This is a genomic window from Streptomyces sp. NPDC051207 (genome assembly GCF_040682395.1).
In the GTDB taxonomy this organism is placed as follows: Bacteria; Actinomycetota; Actinomycetes; order Streptomycetales; family Streptomycetaceae; genus Streptomyces.
On the sequence record NZ_JBFBAX010000022.1, the window covers coordinates 80501 to 99830 of the forward strand.

General features: G+C 72.2%; 9 protein-coding genes. 4 read left to right on the top strand and 5 right to left on the bottom strand.

Translation table 11 applies throughout. The features are described 5' to 3' along the window. Positions 1 to 129 precede the first annotated feature (129 nt). The 5 genes from AB0M97_RS21555 to AB0M97_RS21575 all read right to left on the bottom strand — a co-directional run bounded on the left by AB0M97_RS21555 (position 130) and on the right by AB0M97_RS21575 (position 6146). Positions 130 to 1641: an MFS transporter gene (locus AB0M97_RS21555; RefSeq protein ID WP_365962535.1), complete on the bottom strand. Its 1512-nt coding sequence runs from the start codon at positions 1639 to 1641 to the stop codon at positions 130 to 132. A gap of 81 nt (positions 1642 to 1722) precedes the next feature. Continuing rightward, positions 1723 to 2382, bottom strand: a complete 660-nt coding sequence (locus tag AB0M97_RS21560) for an isochorismatase family protein (protein ID WP_365962536.1) — start codon at positions 2380 to 2382, stop codon at positions 1723 to 1725. Between the two features lie 27 nt (positions 2383 to 2409). Continuing rightward, positions 2410 to 2937, bottom strand: a complete 528-nt coding sequence (locus AB0M97_RS21565) for a flavin reductase family protein (RefSeq protein ID WP_365962537.1) — start codon at positions 2935 to 2937, stop codon at positions 2410 to 2412. Between the two features lie 161 nt (positions 2938 to 3098). Then, complete coding sequence (locus tag AB0M97_RS21570; RefSeq protein ID WP_365962538.1) at positions 3099 to 4784, bottom strand: tryptophan 7-halogenase; 1686 nt, start codon at positions 4782 to 4784, stop codon at positions 3099 to 3101. A gap of 36 nt (positions 4785 to 4820) precedes the next feature. Next, positions 4821 to 6146: an NAD(P)/FAD-dependent oxidoreductase gene (locus tag AB0M97_RS21575; protein WP_365962539.1), complete on the bottom strand. Its 1326-nt coding sequence runs from the start codon at positions 6144 to 6146 to the stop codon at positions 4821 to 4823. Between the two features lie 221 nt (positions 6147 to 6367). Between AB0M97_RS21575 and AB0M97_RS21580 the strand changes: the two genes are divergently transcribed. The 4 genes from AB0M97_RS21580 to AB0M97_RS21595 all read left to right on the top strand — a co-directional run bounded on the left by AB0M97_RS21580 (position 6368) and on the right by AB0M97_RS21595 (position 19321). After that, positions 6368 to 12871 (top strand): beta-ketoacyl synthase N-terminal-like domain-containing protein, encoded by a 6504-nt coding sequence (locus AB0M97_RS21580; protein ID WP_365962540.1) that lies wholly within the window; start codon positions 6368 to 6370, stop codon positions 12869 to 12871. 1 nt (position 12872) lies between these two features. Then, positions 12873 to 16778, top strand: a complete 3906-nt coding sequence (locus AB0M97_RS21585; RefSeq protein ID WP_365962541.1) for a beta-ketoacyl synthase N-terminal-like domain-containing protein — start codon at positions 12873 to 12875, stop codon at positions 16776 to 16778. Positions 16779 to 17027: 249 nt separating this feature from the next. Beyond that, positions 17028 to 17831, top strand: a complete 804-nt coding sequence (gene dpgD, locus AB0M97_RS21590; protein WP_365962542.1) for an enoyl-CoA-hydratase DpgD — start codon at positions 17028 to 17030, stop codon at positions 17829 to 17831. Between the two features lie 146 nt (positions 17832 to 17977). Beyond that, a complete protein-coding gene (locus AB0M97_RS21595) occupies positions 17978 to 19321 on the top strand; it encodes an MFS transporter (RefSeq protein ID WP_365962544.1) in 1344 nt (447 codons plus the stop codon). Positions 19322 to 19330 lie beyond the last annotated feature (9 nt).

Here is a 19330-nt window from a genome sequence, read left to right on the forward strand (position 1 = left end):
CCGGCGCGGTGCGCGGCGTGCGGGAGGCGCACGGTGTGGGGGAGTGGGCGCGAGGCCGTGCACATGACGGACCGGCCGCGCGGAAGCTGCCCCGCGCGGCCGGTCGGGTGGTGGGTGAGGTCGATGGCGTCAGCCCCGTTCCGCGGGAGTCGCCTCCTCCCTCCGCCCACCGGGGCGGGGCCCGGGCCCGGCGTCCTTGCGGGCCGCCGGGCCCGGTAGGGAGCTCGGACTCATACGGGGGAGGAGGATCACGGCGACGAGGACGGCGAAGACCAGCAGACCGCTGTTGGACGCGAACACCCTGCCGTACCCCTCGGTGAGCCGCGCGGCCGCGGAGACCGACCCGGGGGCGTTCGACGTGGCGGCGGCCGCGACCGTGCTCATGGCGGCCAGTCCGATGCTGCCGCCGAGCTGGCGCGCGCTGTTGAGCAGGCCCGACGCCATGCCGGCCTCGTGCGGGGCGACCCCCGCGGTCGCCGCGTTGGCGATCGGGACGAGGAGCGGCCCGATGCCGAAGCTGGTCACCAGGGACGGACCGAGGACGTCGGCCTGGAAGGTGCCGGTGGGCCTGATCAGGCTGAACCAGTACATCCCGGCGGCGCCGATGATCCCGCCGACGATGAGCAGCTGCCGGGGCGAGAACCGGGCGAGCAGTTTCACCGCGTACAGCGACCCCACGACGAGACCGAGGCAGAACGGCAGGAATGCGAGGCCGGCGCTCAGCGCACCGAACCCGAGGACCTGCTGGAGGTAGAGGGAGACGAAGTAGAAGGAGGTGAAGATCGTGATGGAGACCATCATCATGTAGAGGTTCGCGCCGGCCACCGACCGGTTGGTGAGCACGCGCAGCCGCAGCAGTGGTTCCTTGGCGGCGGTGCCCTCGTAGACGAAGAATCCGGTCAGCAGGACCGCCGCGACGGCCAGACTGCCGATCGTGCTCGCCGAACCCCACGACTCGGTCTCGGTCCTGACGAGCGCGAAGACCAGCAGCGACGTGCCCAGGGTGGCCAGGATCGCACCGACCACGTCGAGCCTTCGGGCGGTGTCGCCCGCACCGGCCGCCGCCACGTGACGATGCGCGAGCCACATGCCGACCAGCGCCATCGGGACGTTCACCAGCATGACCCAGCGCCAGTTGAGGTATTCCGTGAGCAGACCGCCCACCACGACGCCGACGGCGGCACCGCCGGCCGTGACGGCGCTGTACACGCCGAGGGCTCTGCCGCGCTGCGGCCCGGCCGGGAAGCTCGTCGTCAGGACCGCGAGCGCGGCTGGGGCGACCAGTGCCGCGCCCACCCCCTGCACGGCACGCGCGGCGATCAGCTGGCCCGGATCCTGCGCGAGGCCGCCCAGGAGTGAGGTGATGCCGAAGAGCGCGAGACCGATCAGGAGCAGCGGCCTGCGGCCGAACCGGTCGGCGGCCCGTCCGCCCAGGAGCAGCAGTCCGCCGAAGGTGAGTGTGTAGGCGTTGACCACCCAGGACAGCCCCGACTCGTCGAAGCCGAGCGCCGTCCGCATCGAGGGCAGAGCGACGTTCACCACAGAGACGTCGAGCGAGACCATGAGTTGGGCTACGGAGACGGTCCACAGGACCCCTCCGGGGCTTACGGCCCGTTCCTCTCGTGCCGAGTTTTTGTACATGTAAAAATAGTAGACCTGCAGGGTGGCCTTGTCGAGCGGAACGGAGGCCCCCGCACGGGCGGCGCCGGGCGGGCCGGGAACTCATGCTCCGTACGCACGGGCGGCGCCCAGCAGCTCCGCCGTGAGCTGCGCGGTGGGTCGCACCGCCGCGCAGCAGCCAGCCGCCCAGGCGAGTGCCGCCCGGTGCTCGCGGGCGCTGAAGTCCGCGACCGCGTCGGCCGCGAGGAAGACCTCGAGGTTGTGGCTGAACGCGTCCACCGCCGTGGTGACACAGCCCAGATGCGCGTACACGCCGCAGATCACGAGCTGGTCGCGGCCCAGCTGCCGCAGCCGCCGCTCCAGGCCGGAGCCGAAGAAGGCGCTGTAGCGCCAGGCGGACAGCACGGCGCCGCTGACGTCCGGAGCCAGCTCGCCCACGATGGCTGCGTCCTCCAGGACGTCGTCGAGGCCCTTGCCCCAGAAGTCCGTGAGCAGGCCGCGCTCGCCCGGCGCCTGGGTGCCGGGTTGCACGGTGTGGACGACCGGCACGCTCAGCTCGCGGCACGTTGCCAGCAGGGCCGAGCAGTTGGCCAGCAGAGCGTCGAGCGGGGACGTGCTGCGGGCGTAGGGCCGCAGGAAGAAGCCCTGCATATTGAGGACCAGCAGGACGGATCGCTCGGGGTCCGCGGTCCAGTCGACCCTGTTCTCGATGTCCAGGTCCGGGCCGGGCATCGGATACGGATGGATCACAGGGACGTCCATGGTCTGCCGTTCCCTCCGTCGCAGTCGTCAGGAGATGAAGTCGTACGACAGGAAGCCGTTCTCCATGTCCTCAGCCCAGGACCCGTACCGGCGCATGCCGTACAGCAGGGGTATCGGCCGGCGCAGCGAGGTGACCAGCGTGGCGCGGGCCATCACCACCGTGTGGTCACCGACGGCCTGATCGGCGGTGACCGTGCAATCGGCGATCGTGTGCGCCGCCTCGACCAGATGCGGGCCGCCGTGCCGGGCCGGTACCCACGGCACCCGGTCGAACCGGTCCGCGGCCCCCGAGCCGAACAGCTCGGCGGTGGACCGGGCGTGCTGGTGGAGCAGGTTCACGGACAGCGACCCGCTGTCCAGCACGGCGCCGAGGGTGGGACTGCCGGCGCGCAGACAGACGAGCAGGATGGGCGGGTCGAGGGCGACGCTGCACAGTGATGTGCACGTCATCCCCCAGGGGGTGCCGTCCGGGGCCTGCGCCGTCACGACGGAGACACCCGTGGGGAATCCGGCGAACAGGCGGCGCAGATCGGCTTCGTACCGCTGGTGCGACATGGTTCCTCACTCGCCTCGGTCACAGGGATGCGGACAGGGAAGACCCGGAGTGCCGGACGGCCTCGTGGGGGGAGGGGGAGGGGGCGTGTCCACGAGGTCGTTCGGCGGGAAGGCGCCGGGCCGGAAATCCGGCCTCGGCGGCCGGGTTCGGGCAACCGGGATCAGTAGTCGCTGGAGCCGGTCCCGGCCTCCGCCTCCTTGGCGAGCGCCATGCCCCGGGCGGCGTTGAGCATGCGTTTGCCGATCTCCGGCGGGGCCTGGGTGCGCGACCACTCCTCGGCCGCGTCCATCCGCTCCCGCGTCATGTTGAAGCAGCGGTTCTCCGGCAGGCCGAACCTGTCGGCGTGCGCGATGAAGTCCACTTCCTTCTGGATGTACTCGTGGATGCGCGCGGCGGCGGCACCCGGCTCGACGGTCCCGGCCTCGACCGCCTCGCACAGCTCACGGGTAAGCTTGCCCATGCGGACGAAGGTCTCGCTGATCGGGAGGGGGGAACCCGGGTTGCCGGACCGCTCGGCCTCAAGGAAGACGTCGGCGTCGCCGGTCTCGCTGAACCGGTAGTAGGCGTCCTCGACCATCATGTTGCCGCTCATCGTCCCGAGCATCCAGGTCCGGTTGACGGCGTTCCACAGCTCGTAGTGACCGAAGCCGACGAACGAGCTGTAGACCAGGTCGTCGTGGAAATCGAACAACCCCTGGTGGAGCGCCTCCACGTGGGCGAACCGCTCCTTGGACCAGTCGCCGTCGCGGGAGGCGGTGATGAGCCGCCAGCCCAGTGCGTTGACGAGCTCCAGGGTGTTCGCCAGGCCGCGCGAGTACAGCGCGTCGATGAACCCGGCGGCGTGGGACGTCAGGCAGTAGCGGTCGCCGACAACCGTCTTGGCCGAGTACTGGAGCCGACCGGTGGAGACCCACGGGCGGACCGCCTTCGCCCCCTCGAACTGCCAGGCGATCTCGGGGAACCGCGCGAGGAAGTCCTGGAACTCCTGCTCAGGGGGCGTGTCGCCCTTCGGGTACTTTCGCGGGTCCAGGGTGAGGCCGACGCTGCACAGCGGGTTGCGGGCCGCGGCATGGTTGTCGAAGGGGATCACCCAGAGCCAGCCGCCGTCGAAGACGTGGTGCAGCGTGCCGTGGTGCCACGGGCTCGGCTGGTCGTGCTGCCGCGCGGTGGGCGAGTCGTCGAACGGCTTCACCCCGATCATGTGCGTGAAGATGCAGCGTGAGTGGGTCCGGGCCCGCGTGGGCGTCTCGCGTAGCTCGAACTTCTCCGCGAGCGGCGAGCGGAACCCGCTGCCGTCGACCACGTACGAGGCCCGGAACTCCTCGCCGTGCTCCGTGCGCAGGACCGCGCCCTCGTCCGGGTCGATGTCGATTTCGGTGACCCGGGTCGCCAGCCGCGCGTCGGCGCCGTACGTGAGCGCCACGTGGAACAGGTGCGCGTCGACGTCCTGCCGGAACAGGTGGGTCTCGGTGCGCAGGTCGATCGGGACCACCAGCTGGTTGATCTCCTGCGGATTTTGCGGCTGCCCCTCGCGGTGGTAGACGAAGCCGAAGTTCTGCTTCTGTCCGCAGTTGGGGGAGATCTCCTCGATGGTCCCCTTGTAGTTCGACAAGGCCTTCAGTTCGGGCACGTCGTAACGCTTCGCGATGAGCCGCGCCATGCCCGAGGTGTACGGGATGGTCGACTCGCCCACTGCGAAACGCGGGTGGGTGCCCGCGTCCAGGATGAGGGTCTTCACCCCGTTGCGCGCGAGCACCGCGCCCAGCATGCCCCCGGCCATGCCGCTGCCGAGGATCACCACGTCGTACCGGTCTGTCGCCGTGGAGGCGGAGTTCTTGGCGTGCACCTGTTCTTCCTTCCCTTTGACGGTCGGCCGGTCGGCTCAGTTCTCGGCGGTGGCAGAGGGCTGGGTCTCCGGGACGAGGTCGTCGACGGTGATGTCCAGTGCGAGGTGCTTGCCGCGCAGGCCGGCCAGGAGCGTGACGAAGTCGTTCGCCGGCGTGTTCTTTTGCTCCGGGTCGATGATCGACTGAGCCAGCTTGTGGTAGTCCTCCTTCTTCAGCGAACGGTCGTAGAAGCGCTCCACGAAGGAACGGACCTCGTTGAAGAAGCTCAGGTAGGCGGTGGCGTAGCGCTTGAGCGCCACCTCCTCGATTTCCGGGTGCTGGAGGACCTTGTCGATGACCCGGGACAGGATGCTGCCCGCGGTCGTCGCCAGCGCGACACCGGTCGAGATCAGCGGGTCGACGAACGCGGCCGCGTCACCGACGGCGGCCCAGCCCTTCCCGTAGACGGTCTGGTTCGTGTACGACCAGTCCCGGGCGCTGCGGAAACCGGCCGACTGACGCGCGTCCCGCAGCATGTGCTTGAGCTTCGTGGTCTTCTCGACCTCGTCGCGGAAGAGCCGCTCCAGGCCCTGGTCGCTCTCGCCGGCGACCGTGCTCGGCGTCACGAAACCGACGCTGACCGTCCCCTTGTCGAGCGGAATCCCCCAGAACCAGCCGTTCTCGATGCCCTCGATCAGGATGTTGGTGTACTGGTCGCCGGGCAGCCGCTCGCAGTTGTCGAAGTACGTCCACACGGCGACGTTGCGGAGTTTGTCATGCCAGTGGATCTCCGAGTACTTGCGGGTGAGGACGCGCGCCTGGCCCGAAGCGTCCACCACCAGGGCGGACCTGACCTCGTAGGTCTCCTTGCCGCCGCGCACGGTGAAGCGGACGCCCGTGACCCGGTCGTCCTCCTCGACGGGCTCCTTCACCGTGGCGTCCTCGACGACGTACGCCCCCAACTCCCGGGCCCGGTCCAGGATCACCGAGTCCAGGTCGGCGCGCCGGGTGTGGTACGCGAACGGATAGTCGCCGCCGTCGACGAAGGAGAAGTCCCAGGCCGCCTGCTCGTCTCCCCAGACGAACGTCCCGCCGTACTTGCGCTCGAATCCGCGCTGCTCCAGCCGCTCGGTGAGCCCCATTTCCTCCATGGGGGCCATCACCACCGGAATAAGCGATTCGCCGACGTGGTAACGCGGAAAACGCTCGCGGTCGAGAATCAGCACCTGGTGTCCGCGCTTGGCGAGAAGTCCGGCGGTGGTGGCACCGGCCGGCCCGCCCCCGATAACGATGACATCGAATTCAGTGGGTATTCCAGTGAGACTGGACGGCATGCGCGACCTTCCCGATCCGAAACGTGCCACGTCCCGCCGGGCGGGCATCCGCAGCACTGCGTTGGCTGGACTCAGCCAGGTTCGGGTAGGCGGACTGAATGCCTTCTGCACAGCTTCTGGACGACTCCTTGTGGAATCCGAAACAGGCGCTGGATCAGGGGAGGAAATAGGGGTTGTATTCGCCGACCCACACTTTCTAGCGTTGCCCAAGGCGAGTTCGCCGGTCACGGCAGAGGTATGAGCAAGCTCAAGCAGGCAGGAGCGTACGAGTGACGCACGTCGAAGACATCCGGCCACTTTCCGAAGTGCTGCGCGGCCATGCGCTCGACCGCCCGGACCAGGTCGCGTTCGCCGACGAGGAGCGCGAGGTCACCTACGCGCGGCTCGCCGAGCGCACCGGGCGGCTGGCCGGCCACCTGGCCGGGGCCGGGGTGGAGCGCGGCGACCGGGTCGCGATCCTTCTCGGCAACAGCGTCACGACCGTCGAAAGCTATCTCGCGGTCACCCGCGCCGCGGCCGTGGGCGTACCTGTCAACCCCCAGTCCTCGGACGCCGAACTGGCGCATCAACTGGACGACAGCGGGGCCCGCTTCGTCATCACCGACGGCGCCCACCTGGAGCAGGTCGAGCGCATCAGGGCGACGCGGGAGGGGATGCTCGTCGTTCTCGCCCACGGCGACGCCTCCGGTGCCCGCACCCCCGCGGCAGGCACCCTCGCCTTCGAGGAGCTTGCCGAGAGGGAGCCGGCACAGGGACCGCGGGACGACCTCGGCCTCGACGAGCCGGCCTGGATCCTCTACACCTCCGGCACCACCGAGGCGGCCAAGGGCGTGGTCTCCCACCAGCGGGCCTGTCTGTGGTCCGTCCACCACTCCTACCAGGGCGTCCTCGGCCTGGACCCCGACGATCGGCTGTTATGGCCGCTGCCGCTCTTCCACAGCCTCGCGCACATCCTCTGCGTCCTGGGCGTGACCGTCACCGGCGCCACCGCGCGCATCCTCCCCGGCTTCGGCGCCCAGGACGTGCTGGAGGCCCTGCGCGCCGAGCCGTACACCCTGCTGCTGGGCGTCCCGTCCATGTATTTCCAGCTGGTCGAGGCGGTGGAGGCGGCCGAGGAGACCGGCCGGACGGTCCCGAAGCCGCGGGTCTGCGTGGTCACCGGCGCGGCGACCGGCGCGGCGCTCGCCTCGGCTGTCGAGCGGGTGCTCGGCGCTCCGCTCGTCAACAGCTACGGCTCCACCGAGACCTGCGGTGCGATCACCATGAGCCGCCCCGACTCCCCGCGGCCGCCCGACACCTGCGGGACCGTGGTGCCCGGCACCGAACTGCGCCTGCTCGACCCGCGCACCGGCCTCGACGCGCGGGCCGGCGACGAGGGCGAGGTCCTCGTCAAGAGCCCCAGCCTGATGCTGAGGTACCACGACCGGCCGGAGGAGACCGCGGCCGCGCTGCGCGACGGCTGGTACCGCACCGGAGACCTGGCCCGGCGTGACACCGAGGGGCACCTGACGATCACCGGCCGGGTCAAGGAGCTCATCATCCGGGCCGGGGAGAACATCCAGCCCGGCGAGATCGAGGACGTCCTGCGCAGCGTCCCCGGCATCGTGGACGCGGCCGTGACGGGCCGCCCCGACGAGGCACTGGGCGAAGTCCCCGTCGCCTACGTGGTGCCCGCCGCCGAGGGCTGGTCGCCCACCGAGGCGCTGGCGGCCTGCCGGGACCGGCTCAGCTACTTCAAGGTTCCGGCGGAGCTCTACGAGACCGCAGCCCTGCCGCTCACCGCCTCCGGCAAGGTCAGCCGCCGCAGGCTGCCACTCCTCCCCGCCCGACTGCGGGGCGCCGGCACCAGCCACCACGACCACCTGTGGCGCACGCGATGGGTCCGGTGGGAACCCGAGGCGGCGCCGGCCGGCTCCGACGACGCGTCGTCGGCAGCGGAGGCGACGGCCGGACCGGCGGCGCGCTGGGCCGTGATCGGAGTCGGGGACCCGGCTTTCACCGAGGCTGTGCGCCGGGCGGGCGGCGTCACCGAGTCCTTCCCCGACGTGGCGGCGGCACGTGCTGCCGGGCCGTTCGACGGCTGCCTGCTGGCTGTCGGCCCCGCGGACACGGGCGCGCTGTCCGACGTGCTCGCCGCGCCGCCCGCCTCGGAGACGGACGGACCGCCCGGGGCCCGGACCGTCGTCCTCACCCGGGGCGCCGTGGCCGGCCGCCCCGGCGAGCGGGTGGACCCGGCCGCCGCGGCCGCGCGCGCCCGGCTCCTCGCCCCCGGGGCCGGCCGGACAGTTCTGGTCGACCTGGAGCCGGGGGAGCGGACCGAGGACACGCTCGTCGCCGCCTGGCGCACGATCCTGGACGCACCCGTGGGGGAGCCAGAGTTCGCCGTCCGCGCCGGGGAGGTCCTCGTGCCGCGGCTGGCCCGCGTACGGGCGACGGCCGAGGTCGCCGCGGTGCCGCCGCGACAGGGCGGCACCGCCCTCGTGACCGGTGCGGGCACCCGCCTCGCACACGTCCTCGCGGCCCACCTCGTACTGAACCACGGGGTTCGTGACCTCGCCCTCACCGATGCCGACCCGGTCGCGGCCCAGTCCCTGGCCGCCGAACTGACGCGGCTCGGCGCCACGGTGACGGTACGCGGCGAACTCCCGGACACGCCCGAGGGCGCCGTCGCCCTGCTCGCCGCCCTCGGCCCGGACCGTCCTTTCGACCTGATCGTCCACCCGGTGGCCACGCTCGCCGACGCGACGGCCGCGGGCCGGCTGCTCACCCTGACCCGCGACACCGGGCACACGACCCTCACCCTGTGCGGCGCGCTCGTCCACCCCGGCACCCACCCCGCGGACCCCGCCACGGCGGAAGCCACGGCCTACGCCGCCGCGCTCACCCACGACGCCCACCACGCCATCTTCCTGGCCTTCGGCCCGATCACCGCCGACGGGGACGCCCCCGACACGACACCGCCGGGCCTCGCGGCGCTCACCGCCCGGGAGGCGGCCGACGCCTTCGACGCCGGGCGGGCGACGGCGGGCGGCCAGGCCGTCGTGATGCGTACCGACCCGTGGACGGCGCGGTCCACCGGAGCCGCCCGGCTCCGCCAGCTGCTCCACGCGCCCGCCGACGGTGCCGGCCCGGCCGCCGACGACGGGCTGCGGAGCCGGCTCGACGGGCTGCCCCCCAGGGCCCGAGAGCGGGCGCTGACCGAACTCGTACGGGACGAGGCGGCACGGGTGCTCGGACTCGACCAGCCAGGGCGCATCGAGACCGGCCGCACCTTCACCCACCTCGGGCTCACCTCGCTCACCGCCGTCGCCCTGCGAGACCGGCTGGCCGCGCGGACCGGGCTGCGCCTGCCCGTGACGATCGCCTTCGACCACCCGACACCTGCGGCACTGGCCGCAGCCCTGGAGCACGCGCTGTTCGGCCGCCGGCCGGACGGCGCCACCGAGCAGTGCCCCATGCGGGCCGCCAACGACCCCGACCAGGATCACGACCCCGTCGTCGTCGTGGGCATGAGCTGCCGCTACCCCGGCGGCGTCGCGTCTCCGGAGGACTTGTGGCGGCTCGTCGCCGAAGGCCGCGATGCCATCGGCGCGTTCCCCACCGACCGCGGCTGGGACCTGGAGCGGCTGCTGCGCGGCGACGGCACGGAGCCCGGCACCTCAGCAACCGGATCCGGCGGATTCCTCGACGCGCCGGGGGACTTCGACGCCGCGTTCTTCGGCATCAGCCCGCGCGAGGCCCTCGCCATGGACCCTCAGCAGCGACTGCTCCTGGAAGTCGGCTGGGAGGCCATCGAACGCGCCGGCATCGACCCGACCGCCCTGCGGCAGACGGACACCGGCGTGTACGTCGGGCTGATGTTCCACGACTACGCCGAGAACCCCGGCCCGCTCCCCGAGGACCTGGAACGACTCCTCGGCACCGGCACCGCCGGCAGCGTCGCCTCCGGGCGCCTCGCCTACACACTGGGCCTCAACGGCCCGGCCCTCACGGTCGACACCGCCTGTTCCTCCTCGCTCGTCGCCATCCACCTCGCCGCGCAGGCCCTGCGCCGCGGCGAGTGCTCGCTCGCCCTGGCCGGCGGCGTCGCCGTCATGGCGACCCCCAGCACCTTCGTGGAGTTCAGCCGCCAGCACGGCCTCGCCTCCGACGGCCGGTGCAAGGCCTTCGCCGCGGGCGCCGACGGCACCGGCTGGTCCGAGGGCGTCGGCGTCGTCGTCCTGGAACGCCTCTCCGACGCACGCCGCAACGGCCACCCCGTGCTCGCCGTGATCCGGGGCAGCGCGGTCAACCAGGACGGTGCCAGCAACGGCCTGACCGCACCCAGCGGACCGGCCCAGCAGCAGGTCATCCGCCGGGCCCTGGCCGACGCGGGCCTCACGCCCGCCGACGTCGACGCCGTCGAGGCGCACGGCACGGGAACCGTCCTCGGCGATCCCATCGAGGCCAACGCGCTCCTCGCCACCTACGGCCAGGACCGCGACCCGCGACGCCCGCTGCTGCTCGGCTCGGTCAAGTCCAACATCGGCCACGCCCAGTCCGCGGCCGGGGTCGGCGCCGTCATCAAGATGGTGCAGGCGATCCGGCACGGCGAACTGCCCCGCACCCTGCACGTCGACCGGCCCACCCCCGCCGTGGACTGGGCCTCCGGGGCGGTACGCCTGCTCCAGGAGCACACCGCCTGGCCCGAGACCACGGATCCCCGCCGGGCCGCCGTGTCCTCCTTCGGCGTCAGCGGCACGAACGCCCACCTCATCCTGGAACAGGCCCCCGACCCCCTGCCCGCCGCCCCGCCGGCCGGACTCCCCGACGCCGTGCCGGTCGTGCTGTCGGCCCGCACCGGTCCGGCCCTGCGCCGCCGGGCCGAGTTCCTGCTGGACCGGGTGCGCGCGGACCGGCAGCTCTGCGTCCCCGACCTCGCGGCCGCCCTCGCCACCACTCGTACCGCCTTCCCGCGACGCACCGCGTTCGTCGTGGAGGGGGCCGCGGAACTGGAGCGCCGACTGGCGGCCGTCGCCGCCGGCCAGGACACGGGCGTCGCCACGGACGAGGCGTCCGTGGAACCGTCACTGGCCATCGGGTTCACCGGCCAGGGCAGTCAACGCCCCGGAATGGGAAAGGAGCTGTACGCCGCCTACCCCGTCTTCGCCCAGGCGCTCGACGCGGTCTGCGCCGCCCTCGACCCGCACCTATCCCATCCGTTGCGTGGCGTCATGTGGGCTCCCGAGGGCACGCCGCAGGCCGCGCTCCTCGACCGCACCGACTTCACACAGGCCGCGTTGTTCGCCCTGGAGAGCGCCCTCTTCCGGTTGGTCGAGTCCTGGGGCATCGTCCCCGACCTCGTCATGGGGCACTCCGTCGGCGCGCTGGCCGCCGTACACGCGGCCGGGGTGCTGTCCCTGGAGGACGCCGCCTCGCTCGTCGCGGCCCGTGGCCGCCTGATGGCCACACTGCCGGCCGGCGGCGCCATGGTCGCGATCGAGGCGACCGAGGACGAGGTCCGTACCGTGCTCGCGACCACGGCCCAGACCGTGGCCGTCGCCGCGGTGAACGGCCCGCGCTCGGTCGTGGTGTCCGGCGACGAGGGGGCGGTACGGGCCGTCGCCGAGGCGTTCCGGACGCGGAAGCGCCGGGTGACCGCACTCCGGGTCAGCCACGCCTTCCACTCGCCGCTCATGGACCCCATGCTGGAGGAGTTCAGAGCGACGGCGCGGAAGCTCACCTACCGGCCGCCCCTCCTCCCGATGATCTCCGACCTCACCGGTCAGCTCGCCGAGACGGACCAACTCCGCTCCCCCGACTACTGGGTCCGCCACGTCCGCGAGACCGTCCGCTTCGCGGACGCCGCACGCGCGCTGCCCGGCGAGGGGATCACGGCCTTCCTCGAACTCGGCCCCGACCGGCAGCTCACCACCATGGCGGGCGACTGCGTGCCTGGCTCAGGACTCGCCCTGTGCGGAGGGCTGCGCCGCGGACGGTCCGAGGTGCGCTCGCTCCTCGAAGCGGTGGCCCTGGCCCATGCGCGCGGCGTCCCCGTCGACTGGCCGGAGCTCTTCGCCGGATACCCCGCGCACCCGGTCGACCTGCCCGTCTACCCCTTCGAGCACCGGCGGTACTGGCTCGCGTCCGGGGCGGCGGACGCCGGACTTCCCGCGCAGGCAGCGATGCCGGCACCCGCGTCCCCGCCGGACGAGCCCCCGGCCGTGGAACGGCTCCGCGCCGACCTGGCGCGCCTCTCCGAGGAACTGCGGGAACGGACGCTGACCGAGCTCGTCCGAACGGAAGTCGCAGGCGTCGCCGGCTTCGACTCCCCGCACGAGGTCGAGCCCCACCGCAGCATGACCGACCTCGGACTCGACTCCGTCTCCGCCATGGACCTGAGCAAGCGTCTCGGCGCGCGGACCGGACTCGACCTGCCCGCCTCCCTGGCCTTCGACCACCCGACGTCGACGGCCATCGCTCACCACTTGCTCAACGCGCTCCACGCCACGGGCCTCGCCCGGGAAGACGGTGAGACCGGGGCACCGGAGGGAACGGTCTTCGGTGAACTGGCCAGGCTGGAGGCGTCCGTCGAACGGGACCGCCCCGACGGCGCCGCGCGCGACCGGCTCGTCGAACGGCTGCGCACCTTAGCCGCGCGGCTCGCCGACGACTCGCCGGAGCCGGAGTACTCCGATAGCGCGGACGAGACCTCGCTCGGCGACCGGATCGCCGAAGCCACGACGGTCGACCAGCTCTTCGACCTCATCGACAACGAACTGAAGGGACCGTGACGTGACGGGCACCGAGGAGAAGCTGGTCGACTACCTCAAGAAGGTCACCGCCGAGTTGCACGAGACCCGTCGGCAACTGCGCAGTGCCACGGCCGCGAGCCGCGAGCCGATCGCCGTCGTGGGCATGGCCTGCCGCTATCCCGGCGGCGTGCGTTCGCCCGAGGACCTGTGGCGGCTCGTCCTGGAGGAGCGGGACGCCATCTCCGGATTCCCCACGAACCGGGGCTGGGACATCGACGGTATCTACGACCCGGATCCCGACCGGCCCGGCACGTGCAACGCCCGCGAGGGAGGATTCCTGCACGACGCCGCCCTGTTCGACGCGGAGTTCTTCGGAATCGCGCCCCGCGAGGCGCAGGCGATGGACCCCCAGCAGCGACTGCTCCTGGAGACCGCCTGGGAGGCGTTCGAGCGCGCCGGGATCGACCCGACCTCGCTGCGCGGCAGCGACACGGGCGTGTTCACCGGTGTCGTCCACCACGACTACGCGACCGGGCAGGTGCCGGACGCCCTGGAGCCCTACCTCGTCACGGGCCTGTCCGGGGGCGTGGCCTCGGGCCGCATCTCGTACACGTTCGGCTTCGAGGGCCCGGCGGTGACGGTGGACACGGCGTGCTCGTCGTCACTGGTCGCCCTACACCAGGCGGCGCACGCGCTGCGCTCCGGGGAGTGCGACTTCGCGCTGGCCGGCGGAGTGACGATCATGGCGACACCGCGCGCCTTCCTGTCCTTCAGCCGGCAGCGGGGCCTGTCGCCCGACGGTCGGTGCCGGGCGTTCGGTGCCGGGGCCGACGGCACCGGCTGGGCCGAGGGCGTGGGAATGCTGCTCGTCGAGCGGCTGTCGGACGCCCGGCGCAACGGCCACCCGGTGCTCGCGGTCCTGCGCGGGTCGGCGGTGAACCAGGACGGTGCCTCCAACGGACTCTCGGCCCCCAACGGCCCGTCCCAACAGCGGGTGATCCGCAAGGCCTTGGCCCACGCGGGCCTCACGGCGCGGGACATTGACGTCGTCGAGGGACACGGCACCGGCACGAGGCTCGGCGACCCGATCGAGGCCCAGGCGCTCCTCGCCGCGTACGGCCGGGAACGCGACGCCGACCGCCCCCTCTACCTCGGGTCCATGAAGTCGAACATAGGCCATACGCAGGCCGCGGCCGGGGTCGGCGGCGTCATCAAGATGATCGAGGCGATGCGGCACGGCGTCCTGCCCAGGACACTGCACGCGGACGAGGTGACACCGCACGTCGACTGGTCGACGGGAGCGGTGGAACTACTGACGAGCCGGCGCGCCTGGCCCGAAACGGGCCGGCCGCGCCGGGCGGCGGTGTCCTCGTTCGGGATCAGCGGCACGAACGCCCATGTGATCCTGGAGGCCCCGCCCGAACCCGGGCAGGACAGGGCCACCGGCCCGTCCCGCGACGGCTCGCGGGACGCCGTACCGTCCCTGGTGCCCTGGCCGCTCTCCGGGCGCGACGCCGGAGCGCTGCGGGACCAGATCACGCGGCTGCGGACGTGCGCCGAGGAGACGCAGGCCGACCCGGTGGACGTGAGCTTCACGCTCGCCCGGCGCGCGGTCTTCCGGCACCGGGCGGTACTCCTGCGGGGCGGCGCCAGCACCCGCGAGATCCGCGGCATCGCCCGGCCGGGCGGCACCGCGCTGCTGTTCTCCGGTCAGGGCAGCCAACGCCCCGGCATGGGACGGGAACTGTACGAGGCCCACCCCCTCTTCGCGGAGTCGTTCGACGCCGTCGCGGAGCACACCGGGCTGCCCCTGAAGGATGTCGTCTTCGGGGAGGCGCGGGACGGGCTTCTCGATCGGACCCGCTACGCACAGGTGGCCCTGTTCGCGGTCGAGGTGTCCCTGTACCGGTTGATACGCGGCCTAGGCGTCGAGGTCCACGCCGTGGTGGGCCACTCCGTGGGCGAGGTGGCCGCGGCCCATGCGGCGGGCGTGATGTCCCTCGAGGACGCCTGCCGCCTGGTGGAGGCGCGGGGCCGTCTGATGCAGGCGCTGCCGCCGGGCGGCGCCATGGCGGCGGTGGAGGTCTCCGAGGCCGAGGCCGCGGCGTCCCTGGCCGGCCTGGAGGACCGGGTGGCACTGGCCGCGATCAACGGTCCGACGTCCGTGGTGCTCTCCGGCGAGGAGACCGCGGTCCGGAAGCTGGTGGACGTCTGGCGCGAACGAGGGCTGCGCACCCACTGGCTGACGGTCAGCCATGCCTTTCACTCACCGCTGATGGACCCGATGCTGGAGGAGTTCCGGGATGTCGTCGCAGGGCTGGAGCTCCACGAACCCGCGCTGGCCGGGCTGCCCGCCGAGGTCGTGGACCCCGAGTACTGGATACGGCACGTGCGCCGCCCGGTACGCTTCTCCGACGCGGTGGCGCGGGCCCGGGAAGCTGGCGCCGTACGCTGGCTGGAGGTGGGCCCGGGCGGTGTCCTGACCGCTCTGGCGCAGCGGATCGTGCCCGAGGCCGACGACCAGGTCTTCGCCGCGGCCCTGCGCGCCGACCGCCCGGAGACCGAATCGCTCCTCGTCGCCCTGGCCCAGGTGCACGTCGACGGGGGCACGCTCGACTGGAGCCGGCTGTCCGACGGGCACGGCACACTGGTGGACCTCCCCACGTACCCCTTCCAGTACCGGCCCTACTGGGTCGAGGACCAGCCCCTGCCGACCACCGCGCCCGGCGCGCCGCTCGCGTACGCGGTCCCCTCCCTCGACCACCCGGGCGACGAGGCCACCGCGAGCGGAGCGGGCGGAGCGAACGGAGCGGGCGGAGTCGCCGGGCCCCTCGCCGGTCTGACCGGGGCCGAGCGGCTCGCCGCCGTGACCGAGCTCGTACGGACCGAGGCCTCGCAGACCCTCGGTCACACGGGTGCGCCGCTCCCCGCAGACCGCACCCGCCGCGAGCTGGGCTTCGACTCGCTCACCGCGATCGAACTGCGCAACCGGCTCAGCCGCACGCTCGGTCTCCGCCTGCCCGCCACGCTCGTCCTCGACTGCGAGGACCTGGCCTCGATCGCGGCCTTCGTCGACGCCCGACTGGAGGACGCCTCCTCCGGGCGGCCCGCTGATGACGGCCGGTCCGGCGAGGGCGGCGACGCAGGCCTGCTGACGGGGCTGTTCCGGGACGCGGCCGCCGCCGGGCGCATCGACGATGCCGTGGCTCTCGCCGAAACCGCCGCACGGATGCGGAGGACCTTCACCGACCCCGCGGACCCGGCCGTCCGGCGCACCCCGGTCTGGTTCGGCCGCAAGTCGGCACGCCCGACCGTAGTGTGCCTGCCCTCCTTCAGCGCGATCGCCGGCCCGCACGTCTACGTCCGCTTCGCGGACGGCTTCAGCGACGCGTGGCGGGCGGCGGCCCTCGTCCATCCGGGTTTCCTCCCGGGCGAACCGCTGCCGGACTCGGTGGAGGTCCTGGCGGAGCTGCACGCCCGGACGATCACCGAGACGGTGGGGGAGGCCCCGTTGCTGCTCGTCGGCCGTTCCGCGGGCGGCTGGCTGGCCCACGAGGTGGCGGCCGCCCTGGAGCGCGGGGGCAGGACTCCCCACGGCGTCGCGCTTCTGGACACCCCGGCGAGCGGGGACGACCCGCGCGGGTACGCGCTGATGGTCGGCGGGATGCTGGAGCGCGACAACCGGCTCGTGTCGATCGACGACCACCGGCTGACCGCGATGGGAGCCTACCGGCGACTCTTCAGGGACTGGAAGCCCGAACCGATCGCCGCGCCCACCCTGTTGGTGCAGGCCGCAACACCGTACGGGAGCGACGGGGTGCGGATCGCCTCCTGGCATCTCCCTCATGAGGCTGCCGAGGTGACCGGCGACCACTTCACGATGCTGGAGGAACATTCGGCGACGACCGCCGAAGCGGTGGAGCGGTGGTCGCGGTCACTGCTCTGACACGGCGGGGACGGCCGCGAAACCGGGCGCGGCCCTGTGCCGGTCGGCTTCCCGCGGTCGGCGTCGACCAGTCGGCTCCGTGTGAACACCTCGCCCGGCCCGCGTGGCCGCCGGAGCGACTTCGCCCCGTCCCGGCGGCGCGGGTCCCGCATCGCGCCGTGCCGCACCTGGGCCTGCGCATACGCCACCATCCCACGCCCACCGGTCTGCGCCAGAAGCCAATCCACACTCGACGAACAGGGACGACGGATGCTCGACGCGCTGCAATGCGTCCGCTACGACAAGGGCGACCGAGTTGCCCACATCACCTTGAACCGTCCGCAGGTACTGAACGCCATGAGTCTGCGCATGCACGCCGAACTGGCGGAGATCTGGGATGATTTCGAGTCGGACGACGACATCTGGGTGGGTGTCCTCTCCGGCGTCGGCGAGCGGTCCTTCTCCGTCGGCCAGGATCTCAAGGAACTGGCCCAACGGATTGACGAGGGCACTGCCACCTCCACTTTCGGCAGCCGCGACCAACCAGGCTGGCCCCGACTGACCGAGCGGTTCTCGATGTCCAAACCGCTGATAGCCCGCGTGAACGGATACGCCCTGGGCGGTGGTTTCGAGCTGGCCCTGGCCTGCGACATCGTGATCGCCGCGGAGCACGCCGAGTTCGGGCTGACCGAGGCGAGGCTCGGACTCATCGCGGGCGCCGGAGGGGTGTTCCGACTTTCCCGGCAGGCGCCCTTCCGCATCGCGATGGGACACCTGTTGACCGGCCGACGGATGACTGCGGCTCGCGCCTACGAACTGGGCCTGGTCAACGAGGTGGTGCCGGCCGACAGGTTGGACGACTGTCTGGAGCGCTGGCTGGAGGACGTACTGAGCTGCGCACCGCTGTCCCTGCGCGCCGCCAAGGAAGCCGCAACGGTCTCAGCCGCCCTGCCGCTGGACCGGGCGTTCGCCACTCGGTACGCGTGGGAGGAGCGGCGGATGCGCAGCCGGGACGCGGTAGAAGGCCCGCGTGCCTTTGTCGAGAAGCGCCTCCCGAAGTGGACCGGTACCTGACCGGAACCGAGTCGAGCGACGCGAGCGTCGGCGCGTCCCGCCCGCCCAACGAAAGGTCCCCTCCCATGTCCCTCGACTCCCTGCCTGGTTCTGGGCAGGCCCCTTCACCGCAGCTGAGCGTCCAGGAGTTCATCGACTCGACTCCGATGGGACTGCGGCAGCGACTCGTCGCGCTACTGGGCCTCGTGGTCATGGTCGCCGAAGGCCTCGACATCACCATCGCGAGCTTCGTCTACCCGCACCTCATGCGCGAATGGGGCACACCGATGAGCGCGGTGACCACCACCGTGACCGCCGGCGTGCTGAGCATGGCGGTCGGCGGGGCGGTGGCGGGACCGCTGGCCGACCGGTACGGGCGCAAGGGCATGGCCGCAGCCGGAATCGTGGTTTTCGGGACGGCGACGGCTGCGATGTCGCTCGCCACGACCATCGAGATCTTCGCCGTCCTGCGCGTCGTGGCGTGCGCAGGACTCGGCGGTGTGGCCCCGGTCGTCATGGCGATCGTGGCCGACTCGACGCCGGCTGCGCGCCGCGCACCTGTGGTGGCCCTCGCCTTCTCGGGCATCGCGGCGGGCACGGTCGCAGGGGGGCTCCTCGCATCGACAGTCCTGCCAGACGTCGGCTGGCCCGCGGTGCTCGCGCTCTGTGGCCTCGCCCCCCTCCTGCTCGTCCCTCTCGTCATGGCCTATGTCCCGGAATCGGTGAGCGTCCTGCTCGCCCGTGGACGACCGACCGAGCAGATCCAGGAGAGCCTCGCCCTGCTGGCGCCGGGCCGGGACACCTCCCACGTCGATCTGACCCGTGCCCGGGACGACGAGAAGCAACCGATGCGGAAGATCGGCGCTATCTTGCTGTCCCGCTCCTTCGCGCCGACCACACTCCTCATCTGGCTGTGCTACTTCGTCCTGTTGGGGGCGGTCTTTCTCCTTCTCAACTACCTGCCGCTCATGGCGGAGCGAGCCGGGCTGACGGCGGCCCGCACCGGAGTCGCCGTCGGGCTGTTCGGCGCCGGGACCCTGTGTGGACAGCTCCTGGCGTCCTTCGGCCTCAGGCGGCACGACCGCTTCCATTTCCTCGCTCTGGCATCGGGCCTCAGCGCCCTCGCAGTCTGCGTCACCGCGGCTGTGGGCACGGGCCTCGCCGGGATGTTCGTCCTGATCTTCGTGCTCGGCGCGTGCCTCGGCGGCTCCATGGGCGCGCTGCAGGCAGTCGGGGCCCTGGCGTACCCGCCGACCCTGCGCGCCACGGGCATGGGATGGATGAGCGGTGTCGGCCGCATCGGCACACTCGCCAGCGGCCTGCTCGGCGGAGTCATGATCGGCGCCGGATGGAGCATCTCGCACATTCTCTTCCTCTTGTGCGTGCCCCTGGCGCTCACCAGCACGGCAGCGCTGCTCCTGCGCAACGAGGTCCGTCCGGCGGCCACCGGCGCCACCGTCGCACCCTCAGACGGTCGGAGCGGCCGGGGAAGTCTCGGCGAGGGGGCGTAACGCCGGACA

What these genes read in the sequence shown, in the direction of transcription:
- AB0M97_RS21565 (WP_365962537.1), bottom strand. Translation starts at nt 2,937, where the DNA reads ATGTCGCACCAGCGGTACGAAGCCGATCTGCGCCGCCTGTTCGCCGGA.
- AB0M97_RS21560 (WP_365962536.1), bottom strand. Translation starts at nt 2,382, where the DNA reads ATGGACGTCCCTGTGATCCATCCGTATCCGATGCCCGGCCCGGACCTG.
- AB0M97_RS21555 (WP_365962535.1), bottom strand. Translation starts at nt 1,641, where the DNA reads ATGTACAAAAACTCGGCACGAGAGGAACGGGCCGTAAGCCCCGGAGGG.
- dpgD (WP_365962542.1), top strand. Translation starts at nt 17,028, where the DNA reads ATGCTCGACGCGCTGCAATGCGTCCGCTACGACAAGGGCGACCGAGTT.
- AB0M97_RS21595 (WP_365962544.1), top strand. Translation starts at nt 17,978, where the DNA reads ATGGGACTGCGGCAGCGACTCGTCGCGCTACTGGGCCTCGTGGTCATG.
- AB0M97_RS21575 (WP_365962539.1), bottom strand. Translation starts at nt 6,146, where the DNA reads ATGCCCGCCCGGCGGGACGTGGCACGTTTCGGATCGGGAAGGTCGCGC.